The following is a 15,905-nucleotide window of genomic DNA, read 5'->3' on the forward strand; positions in this document are numbered from 1 at the left end:
CCGGTTGACGTGGGTCCTAGACAAGCCACACCTCAACCGGAGGTTCTCCCCACGTCAACCAGAACCTTCCGCTACCAACGTCCTGGCCAAATACATCTAGACCCCGTCTGACCTGGCGTAACATCCCGTTGATGACACCCGAGGAGCAGCTGCGCGAAGCCGACCCGGTCCTCGGCCGGGTCATGGACGAGATCGTCGGGCCGCCGCCCCGGCTGCCGCCCGACCCCGCGCTGGCCGGCGACCCGGATATCCCGAAGGACAACTACGGCGTGCTGGTGCGCGCGATCGTCAGCCAGAACATCTCGATCCACTCGTCGCGCGCCATCTTCCGCAAGCTGAAGGACCGCTTCGGCGGCCGGCTGCCGACGCCGGAGGAGCTGCTGGCCGACGACCCCGAGGAGCTGCGCCCGGCCGCCGGGCTGTCCCGCGCGAAAACGGTGTCGCTGCGCTCGCTCGCCGACTGCATCCTGTCGGGCCGCCTCGATCTCGACGCGCTGAACGAGCTGCCCGACGACGAGGTCGTCGCGCAGCTCGACCTGGTGAAGGGCATCGGCGTGTGGACCGCGCAGATGTTCCTGATGTTCCACCTGCACCGCCCCGACGTGCTGCCGACCGGGGACCTCGAGCTGCGCCGCAGCGTCGAGCGGGCCTACGGGCTGGCCACCCGGCCGACGCCGGCGGAGCTCACGCGCCTGGCCGAGCCGTGGCGGCCGTACCGCACGCTGGCGTGCCTGTACCTGTGGCAACTGGCCGAGCAGGCGCCGCGGTTGTGATTAAGCTGGTGCCACAGGACTTTTCGCGCAAAGGAGAAACACGTGGAGGGTGTCGACCCCGCGGTGGCGCCGAGCGGCAACGGCTGCGCCGAGTGTGATGCGGCCAGCCCGCAGGGCTGGTGGTTCCACCTGCGCCGCTGCGCGCAGTGCGGCCACATCGGCTGCTGCGACTCGTCGCCCGGCCAGCACGCCAGTGCGCACGCCGCCTCGTCCGGCCACCGGATCGTCCGCAGCTTCGAACCTGGCGAGGAGTGGTTCTGGGACTACGCCGAGGAAGTGATGTACGAACGCGGCCCCGAGCTCGCCGCCCCGACGCACCACCCGCTCACCCAGTCCGCTCCTGGTCCGGCCGACCGGCTGCCGGCGGACTGGGCCAACCGGCTTCACTGACCCGGCTCCGGGCGCCCGGCCGTGGTGACGGCCGGGCCGTCCGGGCCGGCACAGTACCTTCGACACCATGACCAGCTCACGTCCGAATCCCACCGACGTCGCGGGTGCGTTGTTCGATTTCGCACTTCGGCCCTCACAGGTGCAGGCGGCCGACGCGGTCGCGGCGGGCCAGGACACGTTGGCCGTGCTGCCCACCGGTAGCGGGAAAAGCGCCATCTACCAGGTCGCGGGCCTCGCCCGGGGTGGGCTGACCGTGGTCATTTCGCCGCTCATCGCGTTGCAGCGCGACCAGCTCCGGTCCATCGCGGGTCGCCCTTACGGCGACCGCATCATCAACGCCGAGCTCCTCAATTCCAGCCAGAAGGTCCACGAGCGCCGCGAGACGCTGGCGCGGCTGGAGAAGGGCGAGCTGGACTTCGTCTTCCTGGGCCCCGAGCAGCTCACGAACGCCGAGACGCGTGCGGCGATCACCAATGTCACGTTGTTCGTGGTGGACGAAGCACATCTGGTGAGCGAATGGGGACAGGAGTTCCGCCCCGAGTACCTGCGGCTGACCGACGCGGTCGCCGAGTTCGGCCGGCCGCCGATCCTCGCGCTCACGGCCACGGCGTCGCCGCCCGTGCAGGCGGACATCACGCGCCGGCTGGGGATGCGCGACCCTCAGGTGGTGGTCGCCGACTTCGACCGGCCCAACATCTCGCTCTCGATGCGCCCGACGCAGCCCAGCAAACCGGAGGCCCGGGCCGTCGACGACCGGTGCGTCGACGTCCTCATCCAGCACGACACCCCGGCCCTCGTCTACGCGCTCACCCACGCCCGCTGCGAGTCCCTCGCCGATCGCCTGCGCCTCGACGCCTTCCGCTCGGCGCCGTACCACGGCGGCATGACGGCGGCCGCCCGCGCGCAGGTGCAGGACGACTTCTTCGCCGGGAAGCTGGACGTCGTCGTGGCCACGAGCGCGTTCGGGATGGGGATCGACAAGCCCGACATCCGCACGGTCGTGCACGCCGGGGTGCCCGCGAGCATCGACGACTACTACCAGGAGATCGGCCGCGCCGGCCGTGACGGGGAACCCGCGGTGGCCGTCCTCGTGCACGACCCGCGGACCATCCGCATCCCGCGCCTGCTCGCCGCCCGCACGCACCTGGGCGAGGAGACCGTGCACCTGGTCGTCGACGCGGTCGAGAACTCGCCTCGGCAAGCGGCGCTCACCGACCTGACCGCCAGCGCCGGGGTGCCCGCCCACGCCGTCGAGCGGGTGGTCAACGAGCTGGCGGAGCTGGGGTTCGTGGGCGTCACGGGGTCGGGCCACCACCGCATGGTGGAATGCGAACACGAACTCACACCACCGGCCCAGCTCGCCGACCAGCTCGTGGACCTCGACCGGCGCCGGCAGGCCGTGCTCGCCAGCCGGATCGAGGCCGCGCGCTCGTACGCCGAAAGCACGCGGTGCCGCCGTGCGGAACTCCTCGCATACTTCGGTGAGAACTACACACCCCCGTGTGAGAACTGCGACAACGACCGTGCGGCGCACACCACCGAACACCAGCGCGCCGACGTCTCCGGCGGTGCTCCCGTGCACCACCGCCTGTGGGGAGACGGACAACTGTTGTCCCAGGACGAACACGAGTTGCTCGTTTACTTTCCCAGCGTGGGCTACAAGCACCTCACCGCGTCGACGATCTCGTCCGGCATCCTCCAGCCGCGCTGAACAACCGCGCGCGGGCTCGCCTGGTAACTTCCCGACTCGGGCGCGAGACTGGGTGCGCCCGGAGAGAGGAGCCGTCCGTGGACGACGACATCGAGGACAACGCCGACACCGGCGTGCTCGACCCTGAAGACACCCTCGAGGACGGCGATCCGTACGACGAGGGCTACTCGCCGCCGGAGAAGCCGTACGAGGTCGACGAGTTCGGCACCACGCCCGAGGAGGAGCGCGAGGGCGAAAGCTGGGAGGGCCGCCTGGCCCGCGAGGTGCCCGACGTGCAGCCCGAGGAGGGCGACGACCTCGGCGACAGCGAGGACACCGACGGCGAACTCATCGACGACGAACTCGGCGACTTCCGCGCCGGCCGCCTGGTCGCCGCCGACGAGGGCACCGGCGAAGACTCCGACGCCGAGCTCTACGCCTCCGACGTCGGCCTCGACGGCGGCGCCGCCTCGGCGGAAGAAGCCGCCGTCCACGTGGTCGACGACCCCGAGGACTACTGAGCACCACCGAGCATCACCGAACACCGCTGAGTGCGGGGTGGTGCGGGCCTTCCCGCACCACCTCCTCCAGCCGCCGCGGCCCGGGTTGCACCGCGCCCCACACCGCCGATTGGTGCGTCGCACCGGGGAGATCGCCCCTACGCTGCGCCGCGGCTACCACGCTGAGGTCTCGCTGTTCACCGTGTCGCTCGGCCGGCTTCCGCGAGCTTCGACCGGACTGCCCTGGGGCGCGAGGGATCTGGCGTGGCTGTCTTGCCGGGGGCAACCGTTCGGGCGCCGCACGCCCGCTATCCGCGAGCCGGGAGTATCCCAGCGCGGGGGCAGCGAGCCTCGCAATCGTGAAGGCGCGCCGCTGAGATTCCCGCCCAGCCCGACGTCCATCGACCTGCATCCGGCGTCCGGCAGCGCAACAGTCGCACGCCCTGGGGAGTCACGCCTTGCGCGCGATCTCCTCCAGCCAGCCAGTCACCTTCTCGCAGATCGTGGCCTCGCCGCCGCGCGTGTGTTCCACCAGCTTGTCCTGGGACCACAGCATGGCCGCGATCACGCCGTGGCGCACCGGTGTCAGGCCGATCTGCCAGCGGCCGTGGCGCCACTCCGCCGTGCTCCACTGGCCGGTCGTGGGGCTGCGCTCGACGGTCCAGGCCGGGCCGGCCGCCAGTTCTGCCACCGTTTTCGGCGCTCGCCACTGCCGCACGGTGTGGTTCTCGGTGCTCATCGGGGTCCCTCGGGGTGCGCAGGAACGGGGTCGTGTCGCGGGAGCGGCGGTCCGGCCGCGAGAGCGGGGAGTCAGCGCACGGTGGCAACCCTTTCGTTCAACTCCCGTTCACTTTAGCGGCCCGTGAGGTGTGTTTGCGCGTACTTCCGGAAAGCCGCGACGAGGCGGCTGCGGTCGTCGGCGCGGGTGGCGAGCACGACGTGCGCCGGTTCGACGTCCTCCAGTACGACCGAGGTCAGGTCGGGGCGCAGGAAGCGCACGTCGTGACCTGCGGAAATGGCCACGGCCTGACCGGACGCGACCAGCTCGAACTTGTCCTCCAGCGCTTCGATCACCGGCCCGTCGCGCACCGGCCGGCCGTTGGGCCGAGGTTCGATGCGCCAGTACGCGCTCCACGCCGGGTCGATGTCCCGCATGCGCGGCAGCGGCTCGTCGGCGATGTCGTTGATGCTCACCGACTCCTTGCCCGCCAGGCGGTGATCGAGTGGGAGAATAACCACACGCGGCTGATCGAAAAGCACCGTGACGTGGAGTCCTTCGGTCGCGAACGGCAGCCGGCTCACCACAACGTCGACCCGGTGCTCCAGCAGCGAAGCCGGCACGTCGTCGAACGCGATGTGCAGCGTCTGCACGTCGGCCTCCGGGTGCCGGTGGCGCATCTCCCGCACGGCCGGCGTGACGATGAGCCCGCCCGCGTACCCGACGGCCAGCCGGCTGGGCTGCGCGGCGGCCCGCGTGCGCGCGATGGTCTGGGCCGCCGTGCGCAGCAACGCCTTCGCCTGCGGCAGGAACACCTCGCCCGCCTCCGTGAGCCGGCTGCCCTGCGGCGTGCGGTCCAGCAGCCGCGCGCCGAGCTGCTGCTCGAGACGGCGGATCTGCCGGCTCAGCGAAGGCTGCGTCACGTGCAAGGCCTCGGCAGCGCGGCCGAAGTGCCGGTGCTCCGCGACGACCGTGAAGCAGTGCACCAGCCGGAGGTCGAGGTCGACCGGATGTTCGGGCATGTGCGCATTCTACCTGCGGTGATGCATGAAACGTATTGCGCAATACGAAGGTTTCATTGGCCGATGTGCGGGATCCGACGGCAGGGTGGAAGAACCAGAACATCCCTTGTTTGAGGAGCAACACCATGCGTGTGTTTGTCACCGGTGCGACCGGGTTCATCGGCACCGCGGTCGTGCGTGAGCTGCTCGGCGCCGGCCACCAGGTACGAGGCCTGGCCCGCTCCGACGCGTCGGCCGCCAAGCTGACCGCCGCCGGCGCCGAGGTCCACCGCGGCAGCCTCGAAGACCTCGACAGCCTGCGCACCGGCGCCGCCGCGGCCGACGGCGTGGTCCACATCGCGTTCGTCCACGACTTCAGCGACTTCGAGCGCTCCGTCGGCACCGACCGCCTGGCGATCGAGACCATCGGCGAAACCCTGGCCGGCACGGGCCGCCCGTTCGTGATCAGCTCCGGCACCCCGGCCACCCCCGGCGGCGTCGCGACCGAGGACACCGTCCCCGAAGGCGGCAGCCTCGCGGCCGGCCGGTTCGCGTCCGAAGAGATCGTGGTTTCGCTCGCAACGCGGGGAGTCCGCGGCTCCGTCGTGCGGTTGCCCCGGTCGGTCCACAGCGACGAGGATCGCCACGGCTTCATCCCCTTGCTCATCGAAACCGCCCGCACGCGCGGCGTTTCGGCTTACCCCGGCGACGGCGCGAACCGCTGGCCCGCCGTCCACTGCCTGGACGCCGCGCGGCTCTACCGCCTCGCCCTCGAACACGCCCCGGCGGGCACGCGCCTGCACGCCGTCGGCGACGAGGGCATCCCCGTGCGCGAGATCGCCGAGCGCATCGGCAAGCACCTCGGCCTGCCGGTCGAGTCCGTCCCGGCCGAACAGTCGGCCGAGCACTTCGGCTGGCTGGGCCCGATCTTCGCCGCGGACATGCCGGCGTCGAGCGTCGGCACGCAGGACCAGTTCGACTGGCAGCCGGCGCATCCCGGCCTGCTGTCCGATTTGGACGCCGGCCACTACTTCGCCCGCTGATGGCCACGTTCGAACCCGGTCCGGTCGGCGTCTGCCTTCCGGTCACCTTCACCAGCACGCCATCCGCCGACGACCAACGCGCCGCCGTGCGCCGCCTGGAACGCTCCGGCTACCACGCGGCGTGGACCAACGAGGTCATCGGCAAAGACGCCCTCGCCCAGCTGGCGGTGCTCCTGGGCGCCACCGAGACGCTGGCGTTCGGCACCTGCGTTGCCAACATCTGGGCCCGGGCGCCCCAGACCGCGCACGCCGCCGCTTCCTTCCTGGCGCAGGCTTTCCCGGGCCGGTTCACACTCGGCCTGGGCGTCGGCTACCCGCAGCAGGCGTCGAGTGTGGACCGTCCTTTCGGGACTGCGCTCGCCACCATGCGGTCCTATGTGGAAGGAATGGCCGCCGAAACCTGGCCACCCGCCCCTGACGCCCCGTACCCACTCATCCTGGGCGCCAACGGCCCCAAGATGCTCTCCCTCGCCGCCGACATCGCCGACGGCGCACTCCCCGCCGGCCTCCCTCCACAACACACGGCTCTCGCCCGGCAGACGTTGGGCCCGGACAAACTCCTGGTCGTGGCGCTGTCGATCGCCGACTCGGTCGAGACGGCCCGCCAAACCGTCTCGAACTGGCTCGACCGCCCCGCGTTTCGGGCAACACTCACGGACCTCGGCTACCCCGCCGAGCCCACCGACGACCTGGTCCGGACCCTCGTCGCATACGACGGCCCGGACCACGTCGCCGCCGCCGTCCAAGCCCACCTCGACGCCGGCGCCGACCACGTCACCCTGCTGTCCCCCGCGGGCACGGAATTCGGCCCGGGCATCGACCACCTCGTGGCGCTCGCCCCGGCACTGCGCTGATCACAACCTCCCGGCCACAGTCTTCGCGAGCGATGCGTAACTGTCGCGGGACGCGTCGCTCGGCCTCAGGGTGAGCGAGAGCAAGACGACGCGGGTCTCGCCGTGACTCGGCTTGGCCACGGTGATGTCGGTGCCGTTGTCCGCGTTGGTGCAGTAGACGGCGGCTTCGCTGAGGGTCTGCGGCTTGTCAACGCATTCCTGTGTGGACACCTGCAGCGCCGTCTTCTGCGAAGGATTCCCCGGCGCGGCAAGGACGGTCAGGCTCGCCCATTCGTAACTCGGCTCGTCGGAACGGTGGTATTCGCAGGTGTATGAAGTAAGGCCGTTTTCGGTTGTGGGGGATTCTTCGCTGCTGTCGTAGGTGTCCCCGTTGGTGAGCGCCCGCGCGATCTCGGCGGCGTCCAACAACGGACACGCCGCACTCAACCGCGCGGGCGACGCGGCCGGCACGAACGACGTCGGGGGAGCGGAACTCGTGGTGGTGGTCGTTTCGGGCGCCGTGCTCCCGCTCGGCGGTGGTGCCACCAGCGTCCCGTCTCCACCATTCGAACACCCCGCGGCGGCCGCCACCACAAAGGCGACGGCGATGAGTCTTCTGGGCAAACGCATGCCCCGAATCCTGCCCGATCTTCGGGGAGATCCCCGTCTTGGAGATCTACTCGTGATCATCCCTATTGTCCCTTTTTGGCCGAGATAGGGTGATTCGTGGTCCCGAGGAAGTGTCTCGGCGTTCCAGGACCGTCGACTGCGCGGATCTCACCGAGAAAGGGAGTGACCCCGGGCCGCCGAGCAGTCCGGGGTCACCACCTCAAGCCTTCGGCTTCGTCAGCTCGCATCCGGCCAACGAAAGGTCCACCGTCGACCCCGCGCCGAGGCAGGCCGGGATCCCGGCGGTCTGCTGTCCGTACGACCGACCCATGTGGACGGTGACCACGCCGTTCTCGTCGACCTCGCAAGGGTTGTCCACCTCGCACACCTTGCCCAGGCCGTTGGAGGTGTTGTGGATGCCCACGACCTGGCCGGTGTGCGGGTCGAGCACGGGCGAGCCGGAGTCGCCGCTGCCGGGGGTGCAGTCTTCGCTGTACTGGATCGCGTTGTGCTGCGTGTAGCCGCCCTCGCGGAGTTCCGGGACGATGTTCGCGACCGAACACGCCCAGGTCTTCCCGCGGGTGCCCGAAAGGACGTCGAGCTGGTCGGCCTGCTGGGGTTCGCTCGTGCCGAGGTCGAAGATCTTCGCGCCGGCGGCGGCGAGCTGCGCGTAGGTCTTGTCCACTTGGTACAGGGCGACGTCGGTGCCGGTCATGGTGGCGTACAACAGCTTCGTGGTGCGCAGCGTCGTCTTGATCCCGCCCGACGCGGACAGCACCGCGGCGTCGCGGGCCTCCGCGCGCTCGGTCACCGCCGAGCCCACGGCGGGGTGGTCGCCGGCGATGCAGTGGCCGTTGGTCAGCAGGAGGGCGGGGTCATCCGGACCCGCGCCGGCCTTGCGGACCAGCGATCCCGCGCACGAACCCAGGTTGACGGCGCCCTCGAGCGTCGGGTGGCGTTCCGCGATGGTTTCGCGCACCCAGTCGGCGTACGCGGGCACGTTCGTGTAGATCCCGGGCCCGTTGTCACCACCGCTGACGACACCCGCCAGCGTCCACGCGCCGCCTTCCTTCACGAGCGCCGGGCCTCCGGAGTCCATGTTGATAGGGCCGACCTTGCCGTCGAGTGCGCCGATGCACAAGTCGCTGAGCGAAACCTGACAGGTCGATGTTTGCTGGACAACAGTGTCGGCCTCGCGCAGGTGGTCGGGGTAACACTGGGGCGCGGACTGGTTGCAGGTCATGCCCCAGCCCATGATGCGCGCTTGCGTGCCCGGCGCCGGGGCCTTCGCGCTGATCTTGATCGGCGCGGCCTTCGCCGGGTGCGCGAGCTTCAGCAGCGCGATGTCCTTGCCGAAGATGTGCGGGAGGGTGCCGTTCGAACGGCGCACGAACTTCTCGACCGGGATCACCTCACCACCGGACGACGCGCTCACCGACCCCAGCCGCACCGACCAGTCGTGCGGATAGCCGACCTGGGTCTCGAGATCGTTGCGCGCACAGTGCGACGCCGTCACCACCCACTGGGGCGCGACCAGCGTCACCCCGCACACGTGCCCGTCGGGCCGCGGTGAGTCGGCCGGTCGGTTCAGCGACCCGGTGAACGGATACGCACGCGGAGATGGGACTCCGCCAACAATCGCTGATGCCGGAGCAACACCCAACGCGGTCACGGACAACGCGGCCGCCACGGCGGCCAGCACACTTCGGAGTTTCAACGGGCTCCCTCTCACCTGTGGATCACAGAACCCGCTCAGACTCCTCACCCTGTGTGCGCGCACCTCGACCGGAACGTCACGATCCTGTGACAGCGCCCGAAAACCGTCTACGGGTACGGCCCCAGAACACCCTGGACTCATGTCCTCGCCGAGCGCGACGCCCATCTCTGCCCCCTACAGCCGGTCGCAGACCGTCTCAGGGCACGGCCTCTTCCGGAGTGCGTGGACGGACACGCGAATGGTGTTCTTTTCACTCAGGCTGTCGCTTTAAGACCACGCCAGCCCAATGCCTATGGCAATGCGGCTCCATAGCGGGTCAATTGGCGCTCGTGGGGCTCCGGTGATCAGCGCGGCGGCCATGCTCGCACCAGGTCTTCCGTGAGGTTCCAGGTCGGCAGTTGAGACGTGGCGACCAGCACCGGCATCGCCGGGCCGTGCTCCGGCGCCTTCATCAGTTCGGGCGGGACAGTTTCGCTGCCGCGGCCGTTTGTGTGGCCCCACGACCTGGCGAAGATCCCGAAGAGGTCTCCGTGTCGATCCCGGACGCTGCCCCGATCACTACCGCGCGCCGCCCGCCGAGGTCTACGCGTTCGGCCACTTCTGCCGCGACGCCGGCGAAGCCAAAGGGAGTCTGAATGGAGGTCGCACTTTCACGCCAAGCAGCCACAGGGCATGCTGCCAGCGAAAGTTCACCGAGTCTGGTATGCGTAACTGTCATGGCCTTCACCGACGCGTCGCTGACCTCGCTGCGGGTGTTCCGCGAGGTGGCCGAGCGAGGCTCGTTCACCGCGGCAGCAGCGGCTCTCGGTTATACGCAGTCTGCCATCTCACGGCAGATCGCGTCGCTGGAGCGCGCGGCGGGCACCCGGCTCGTCGAGCGCCGCCACGACGGTGTGCGCCTCACCTCCGCCGGGCGGCTGGTCGTGCGCCGTGCCGCCGCCGTCGTCGACGAGGTGGACGCCGCGGCGCGCGACCTCGTCGGCTTGCCCGAGGGGCACGGGAGCGTCCGGCTCGGCTGGTTCGCCAGCGCGGGCGCCGCCCTGGTGCCCCGCGCGCTGGCGGAGCTGCACCGCGCGCACCCGGGCATCACCGTGACCACGCGCGAAGGCAGCACCCCCGCGCTGGTCCGCGCCTTGCGCGCGGGCACGTTGGACCTGGCGCTGATCGCGTCGACGCCGCCGTTCCGCCCGCCTGACAGCGAAACCCCGGCGCTGCGGGTGCAGATCCTCGCCGAACGCAACCTGTGCGTCGCCGTGTCGACCACCCACCCGCTCGCGCGCGGCGAGTTCATCGATGTCGCAGACCTGTCCGGCCGGCGCTGGATCGCCGGCTCCCGCAACGAGCCCGTCATGGGCGTCTGGCCCGGCCTCGACGAGCGCCCCGACATCGCCCACACCGCGCGCGACTGGCTCGCCAAGCTCCACCTCGTCGCCGCCGGCTGCGGCATCACGACCGTGCCCGCCGCCCTCACCCCGGCGCTCCCGCCCGGCGTCCGCGTCCTCCCCGTCCGTGGTGGCCCTGCCGAACGGCGGCGAATCCTGCTCGCTCGCCTGCCGGGCCGCCCTTCGGATGCCACGGCGCGGCTCGCGGAGGCTTTCCGCGCGGCAGCGTTGGAAGGCGATGTCGAGGGGTTCTGACGGTGTGATCCGATTGCCGCTGGTGGAGGGTGTGACCGTCCGAAGGGCGCACCCACTGTCAGCGCTGTCATCACTTTGTGTACTCATGCGCGAGAACGCACACTCGAGTCTCACCGGTGATCAAGTTTTGTGACTACCATCTCACCGGATGTGCGAATCCGACCGCGGGCGCGTCGCCAAAACGTCAACCCTTGATCGGCCGCGCACAGTCTTCCCTGGTCAAGGTGGTGCCGAAGTCACACACCTTGCTCAGATGAGCACTTCGATTCACTTGAACGTGTCCAGTCCCTAGTCTGGACTTGTTCCAGAAAACGTGATCTGATGCCCTCATGCCGGCCACCGATCCTGCGGAACGTCTGCGGGGTGTCTCACTGCGAGTCACCAAGCAGCGGACCGCCGTGCTGCACGCGGTGGCGCAGCGGCCCCACGCGGATGTCGAGGCCGTGGTCCGCGCGGTGCGCTCCGAGCTCGGCGCGGTGTCGACGCAGGCGGTGTACGACATCCTCGCCGCGTTGGGGGAAGTGGGGCTCGTGCGGCGCATCGAGCCGGCCGGGTCGCCGGCGCGGTTCGAGGTGCGCACGGGCGACAACCACCACCACGTGGTGTGCCGTCGCTGTGGTTCGGTCGCCGACGTCGACTGCGCCGTGGGGGAGCGGCCCTGTCTGACGCCGGCGACCACCAACGGGTTCGTCATCGACGAGGCCGAAGTGACGTACTGGGGCCTTTGCCCTTCCTGCAACGAAAACTGACTGTCCACCACCTGAAGGAGATGAAGTGGCTTTCGAGGAAAACACCAAACCGCTGACGACGGCGGCGGGTGCGCCGGTCGTGGACAACCAGAACAGCGTCACCGCCGGCCCGCGCGGCCCGGTGCTGCTGCAGGACCTGTGGCTCATCGAGAAGCTGGCGCACTTCGACCGCGAGGTCATCCCGGAGCGCCGCATGCACGCCAAGGGCTCCGGCGCGTGGGGCACTTTCCGCGTCACGCACGACATTTCGCAGTACTCGAAGGCCGCGATCTTCGCCAAGGTCGGCAACGAGTGCGAGATGTTCGCGCGGTTCTCGAGCGTCGCGGGTGAGCGTGGCGCGGCCGACGCTGAGCGGGACATCCGTGGTTTCGCCCTGCGTTTCTACACCGAAGAGGGCAACTGGGACGTCGTCGGCAACAACACGCCGGTGTTCTTCCACCGTGACCCGCTGAAGTTCCCCGACCTCAACCGCGCGGTGAAGCGTGACCCGCGCACCAACTTGCGTGACCCGGAGAACAACTGGGGTTACTGGACGAACCTGCCCGAGGCGCTGCACCAGGTCACGATCATCATGACCGACCGCGGCATCCCCAAGTCGTACCGGCACATGCACGGCTTCGGCTCGCACACCTACAGCCTCATCAACGCCGCGGGCGAGCGGAACTGGGTCAAGTTCCACTTCCGCACCCAGCAGGGCATCGAGAACCTGACCGACGAGGAAGCCGGCGCCGTCATCGCCGCCGACCGCGAGTCGAACCAGCGCGACCTCTTCGACGCCATCGAGCGCGGCGACTTCCCGAAGTGGAAGCTGTTCGTGCAGATCATGCCCGAGGCCGACGCGGCGACGTACCGCTTCCACCCGTTCGACCTGACGAAGGTGTGGAGCAAGAAGGACTACCCGCTGATCGAGGTCGGCGAGTTCGAGCTCAACCGCAACCCGGACAACTACTTCCAGGACGTCGAGCAGGCCGCCTTCACCCCGGCGAACCTGATTCCCGGCATCTCGTTCAGCCCGGACAAGATGTTGCAGGGCCGCCTGTTCTCCTACGGCGACGCCGCCCGTTACCGCGTCGGCGTGAACCACCACCAGATCCCGGTCAACTACCCGCGCGGCGCCAAGCTGGTCAACACCTACCACCGCGACGGTGCCATGCGCGTCGACGGCAACCAGGGTGGCGTCCCGGGCGTCGAGCCGAACAACTTCGGCCGCTGGCAGGAACAGCCCGCCTACGCCGACCCGGCCCAGGCCGTCGGCTCGACCGCGGACCACTTCAACTTCCGCGAAGACGACGACGACTACTTCACGCAGCCGGGCAACCTGTTCCGCCTGCTGTCCGCGGACGAACAGCAGCGCCTGTTCGAGAACACGGCGCGCGCGATCAAGGGTGCGCGCAAGGAAACCGTCCAGCGCCACATCGAGAACTGCACCAAGGCCGACCCGGCCTACGGTGAGGGTGTGCAGAAGGCCTGTGAGGCCCTGGGCGCTCTGTAAGTCCTTTGTGGCCGTTGCCCCCGTCGCCGTTTGCCGCGACGGGGGCACGGTCGTTCTTACAGGCTTTGCCCGAACATTTTCGCGGCTTCCCGCGCGCTCGGTGTCCCGGCGTCCAGATCGGCCCCCGCATTCTTCAACGCCGCGACGATTTCCGTCTCGCCCTTGAACAACGCACCCGCGATCGGCGACTGGTTGCGCGCGTTGCAGATGTCGGGATCGGCGCCGTGCTGCAGCAGGTAGCCGACGGTCTCGCTTCGCCCGTGGTACGCGGCGAGCATGAGGAGTGAATTGCCGGCCTCGTCGAGGGAGTTGACGTCCAGGCCGTGCTCGATGAACTCCGCGAGTTCCTTGGTGTTGCCTTCACGCGCGAGGTCCGCCATGACGGTGCGGGCTCGTTTTCGGAGATCTTCGTTTTCGTCAGAGGGCATGGCGGAATTTTAGCATCGGTCAATTGTCCAAGCCGACCTTCGATGCGTTGCGACTATTGGGCGGGCTTCGGAAATGGCCCTGATCGCGCGCCGCGGGGCCGCGCACAAATGCGTGCGCGGCCCCGGTGAAAAGATCAGCGCAGCGGTTCGAGCGCCTTCGCCAGCGGCTCCAGCACCGCGGGGGTGTGCGGCGGCGGCAGGTAGACGATCGCCAGGTCGAGGCCGGCCTCGCCGAGGGCTTCGGCCTGCTTGGCGACCGCGGCGTAGTCCAGGTCGGGCTCGAGGCGCACGTGCGAGGACAGCGTGATCTCGCTCGGGTCGCGGCCGATGTCGGCGCAGTGGCGGTGCAGGACGTCGCGCTTGTGGGCGAACTGCTCGGGCGTGCCGCCGGTGAAGTTCCAGTGGTCGGCGTACTTCGCGGCCGTGCGCAGGGTGCGCTTTTCGCCGCTGCCGCCGATGCAGATGGGCGGGTGGGGCTTCTGGACGCCCTTGGGTTCGTTGCGGGCGTCGGTGAGCTGGTAGTGCGTGCCCTTGAAGGTGGTGGTTTCCTTCGTCAGCAGGCTGATCAGGACCTCGCAGCCTTCCTCGAACCGGTCGCTGCGTTCCTTGAGGGTGCCCAGCTCCATGCCGTAGGCGCCGGACTCCTCCTCGTTCCAGCCGGCGCCGATGCCGACCTCCAGGCGCCCGCCGGACACGATGTCGAGCGTCGCGGCCATGTTCGCGAGCAGTGCGGGGTGGCGGTAGTGCATGCCGCTGACGAGCGTGCCCAGGCGCAGCCGCTTGGTGGCCTGCGCGAGCGCGGTCAGGGTGACCCAGCCCTCCATGCAGGGGCCGGTCGAATCGGAGAAAATGGGGTAGAAGTGGTCGAACGTCCAGCCGGATTCGAACAGCTCGATCTCGTCGGCCGCCTGCCAGACCGCGAGCATGTCCTCCCAGACGGTGTTCTGGGGCGAAGTCTTGATGGCGAATCGCATGGTCGTGAGCGTAAACCTGGAGTAACCCCAGCTGCCAACACCGCTGTAGTGGACCGGTGCTCGTCCGAATTGTGTCGCTTTGGGTGTAACAGGCGCTGGGCCTCCCGTGGGTGCACCTGGAAGAAGAGCTGACCTTCAGTACTTTGTGGACAGTGGGCACCACACTGGTGAACCACCGGCACGGTGCCCACCGCCGAAAGCCTCAGTCGCGGATCGCCTTGAGGGCGCCGGACCACGTCTCGAGCTGGGTGAACAGCGTGTCGGCCGCGTCGTTGTGGAGGGCGGCCGGGGCGAAGGACGCGAAGTTCTCGAAGTCCGTGAACAGGGAGAACGACAGCTGCTGCCGCACGTGGGCGATCTGGAGCTCGCTGCAGATGGCGCGCAGGTGTTCGATCGCGCGGGCGCCGCCGAGGGAGCCGTAGGACACGAAGGCCGCGGCCTTGTTGTTCCACTCCGCGTAGAGGTAGTCGATGGCGTTCTTGAGGACGGCGGACGTCGAGTGGTTGTACTCGGGCGTCACGAAGATGAAGCCGTCGTAGGAGTCGATCTTCGCGGCCCACGCCTTGGTGTGCTCGCCCGCGTATTGGCCGAGGGTGGGCGGCAGGGCCTCGTCGAGGTGGGGCAGCGGGAACTCGGCCAGGTCGACGAGCTCGTAGTCCGCGTCGGTGCGGGCCTTGGCCTTCTCGAAGACCCAGTCGGCGACCTGCTTGCCGTTGCGTCCCGGGCGGGTGCTGCCGAGGATGACGGCGATCTTCAGGTTACTCACTTGTGCCGGTTCCTTCCGGAGGTGTGACTTGAATGTTCATGTCAACTATCGAGCACCGGTACTTGAACATTCAAGTCACGCGCTAGACTGGGACGCATGACACACCGGCAGGCCACCCCGCGGTGGCTCGACTCCGAAGAGCTGCAGACGTGGCGCTCGTTCACGTACCTGCTGCACCGGCTGCCGACCGAGCTGGAGAAGCAGCTGCGGGAAGACGCGCAGCTCAGCTACGTCGAGTACTACGCGCTGGCAGGGCTGTCGGAGGAACCCGGCCGGCGCATGCGGCTCAGCGAGCTTGCGATCCTGACCAACGCCGAGCTCTCCCGCCTGTCGCATCTCATCAGCCGGCTGGAGAAGCGCGGGTTCCTCTACCGCGAGCCCGACCCCGAGGACGGTCGCTACACCCACGCCGTGCTCACCGAAGCCGGCTACGCGCACGTGCTCGAGTCCGCCCCGGGCCACGTCGAGCGCGTGCGTGAGCTCGTGTACGACGTGCTGTCCGAATCGGAGCTGCGCACCCTGCGGACGGCGGCCGACAAGATCACCCGGCGCATCGAAGCCGATGGCTGAAGGTCTCCATGAGAG

The 15,905-nt window shown here is 69.1% G+C and carries 17 protein-coding genes; 10 read left to right on the forward strand and 7 right to left on the reverse strand.

Going from position 1 to position 15,905, the window contains the following annotated elements; translation table 11 throughout:
• The first annotated feature begins 131 nt into the window (after positions 1–131).
• The 4 genes from AB0878_RS41700 (at position 132) to AB0878_RS41715 (ending at position 3,374) form a co-directional block, all read left to right on the forward strand.
• Positions 132–773 carry a DNA-3-methyladenine glycosylase 2 family protein gene (locus AB0878_RS41700; protein WP_366587315.1) on the forward strand — a complete coding sequence of 214 codons (642 nt, stop codon included), beginning with the start codon at positions 132–134 and terminating at the stop codon, positions 771–773.
• A 42-nt stretch (positions 774–815) separates the two neighbouring features.
• Complete coding sequence (locus AB0878_RS41705) at positions 816–1,163, forward strand: UBP-type zinc finger domain-containing protein (RefSeq protein WP_366587317.1); 348 nt, start codon at positions 816–818, stop codon at positions 1,161–1,163.
• Between the two features lie 67 nt (positions 1,164–1,230).
• Positions 1,231–2,874 carry a RecQ family ATP-dependent DNA helicase gene (locus AB0878_RS41710; protein WP_366587319.1) on the forward strand — a complete coding sequence of 548 codons (1,644 nt, stop codon included), beginning with the start codon at positions 1,231–1,233 and terminating at the stop codon, positions 2,872–2,874.
• Positions 2,875–2,951: 77 nt separating this feature from the next.
• Positions 2,952–3,374, forward strand: coding sequence for a DUF5709 domain-containing protein (locus AB0878_RS41715; RefSeq protein ID WP_366587321.1), 423 nt, complete (start codon positions 2,952–2,954; stop codon positions 3,372–3,374).
• A 430-nt stretch (positions 3,375–3,804) separates the two neighbouring features.
• On the opposite strand, the gene AB0878_RS41720 is transcribed toward AB0878_RS41715, so the two are convergent.
• Both AB0878_RS41720 and AB0878_RS41725 read right to left on the reverse strand, forming a co-directional pair.
• Positions 3,805–4,092: a hypothetical protein gene (locus tag AB0878_RS41720; RefSeq protein ID WP_366587323.1), complete on the reverse strand. Its 288-nt coding sequence runs from the start codon at positions 4,090–4,092 to the stop codon at positions 3,805–3,807.
• 113 nt (positions 4,093–4,205) lie between these two features.
• Positions 4,206–5,093 (reverse strand): LysR family transcriptional regulator, encoded by an 888-nt coding sequence (locus AB0878_RS41725; RefSeq protein ID WP_366587325.1) that lies wholly within the window; start codon positions 5,091–5,093, stop codon positions 4,206–4,208.
• 125 nt (positions 5,094–5,218) lie between these two features.
• Here AB0878_RS41725 and AB0878_RS41730 point away from each other — a divergent pair, with 125 nt between their 5' ends.
• Complete coding sequence (locus AB0878_RS41730) at positions 5,219–6,115, forward strand: SDR family oxidoreductase (RefSeq protein ID WP_366587327.1); 897 nt, start codon at positions 5,219–5,221, stop codon at positions 6,113–6,115.
• A complete protein-coding gene (locus AB0878_RS41735) occupies positions 6,115–6,969 on the forward strand; it encodes an LLM class flavin-dependent oxidoreductase (RefSeq protein ID WP_366587329.1) in 855 nt (284 codons plus the stop codon). Before AB0878_RS41730 ends, AB0878_RS41735 begins: the two co-directional genes overlap by 1 nt.
• Here AB0878_RS41735 and AB0878_RS41740 read toward each other — a convergent pair whose 3' ends face one another.
• Entirely contained in the window at positions 6,970–7,638 is a 669-nt protein-coding gene (locus tag AB0878_RS41740; RefSeq protein WP_366587331.1) for a hypothetical protein, read from the reverse strand.
• Positions 7,639–7,777: 139 nt separating this feature from the next.
• Positions 7,778–9,289, reverse strand: coding sequence for a trypsin-like serine protease (locus AB0878_RS41745; protein ID WP_366587333.1), 1,512 nt, complete (start codon positions 9,287–9,289; stop codon positions 7,778–7,780).
• A gap of 701 nt (positions 9,290–9,990) precedes the next feature.
• Between AB0878_RS41745 and AB0878_RS41750 the strand changes: the two genes are divergently transcribed.
• From AB0878_RS41750 to AB0878_RS41760, 3 genes are all read left to right on the forward strand, one after another.
• Positions 9,991–10,911 (forward strand): LysR family transcriptional regulator, encoded by a 921-nt coding sequence (locus AB0878_RS41750; RefSeq protein ID WP_366587335.1) that lies wholly within the window; start codon positions 9,991–9,993, stop codon positions 10,909–10,911.
• Between the two features lie 329 nt (positions 10,912–11,240).
• The gene (locus AB0878_RS41755; RefSeq protein ID WP_366587337.1) at positions 11,241–11,660 is read left to right on the forward strand and encodes a Fur family transcriptional regulator; all 420 of its coding nucleotides are present in this window, start codon (positions 11,241–11,243) and stop codon (positions 11,658–11,660) included.
• A 25-nt stretch (positions 11,661–11,685) separates the two neighbouring features.
• Positions 11,686–13,152, forward strand: coding sequence for a catalase (locus AB0878_RS41760; protein WP_366587339.1), 1,467 nt, complete (start codon positions 11,686–11,688; stop codon positions 13,150–13,152).
• 56 nt (positions 13,153–13,208) lie between these two features.
• Here the strand turns inward: AB0878_RS41760 and AB0878_RS41765 are convergent, their stop codons facing one another.
• From AB0878_RS41765 to AB0878_RS41775, 3 genes are all read right to left on the reverse strand, one after another.
• Entirely contained in the window at positions 13,209–13,580 is a 372-nt protein-coding gene (locus AB0878_RS41765) for an ankyrin repeat domain-containing protein (RefSeq protein ID WP_366587341.1), read from the reverse strand.
• Between the two features lie 134 nt (positions 13,581–13,714).
• Entirely contained in the window at positions 13,715–14,554 is an 840-nt protein-coding gene (locus AB0878_RS41770) for an LLM class F420-dependent oxidoreductase (protein ID WP_366587343.1), read from the reverse strand.
• A 202-nt stretch (positions 14,555–14,756) separates the two neighbouring features.
• Positions 14,757–15,320 (reverse strand): NAD(P)H-dependent oxidoreductase, encoded by a 564-nt coding sequence (locus AB0878_RS41775; RefSeq protein ID WP_366587345.1) that lies wholly within the window; start codon positions 15,318–15,320, stop codon positions 14,757–14,759.
• 96 nt (positions 15,321–15,416) lie between these two features.
• On the opposite strand from AB0878_RS41775, the gene AB0878_RS41780 reads away from it, so the two are divergent.
• Positions 15,417–15,890: a MarR family transcriptional regulator gene (locus tag AB0878_RS41780; protein WP_366587347.1), complete on the forward strand. Its 474-nt coding sequence runs from the start codon at positions 15,417–15,419 to the stop codon at positions 15,888–15,890.
• Positions 15,891–15,905: the final 15 nt, after the last annotated feature.

The organism is Amycolatopsis sp. NPDC047767, from assembly GCF_040704195.1.
GTDB lineage: Bacteria > Actinomycetota > Actinomycetes > Mycobacteriales > Pseudonocardiaceae > Amycolatopsis.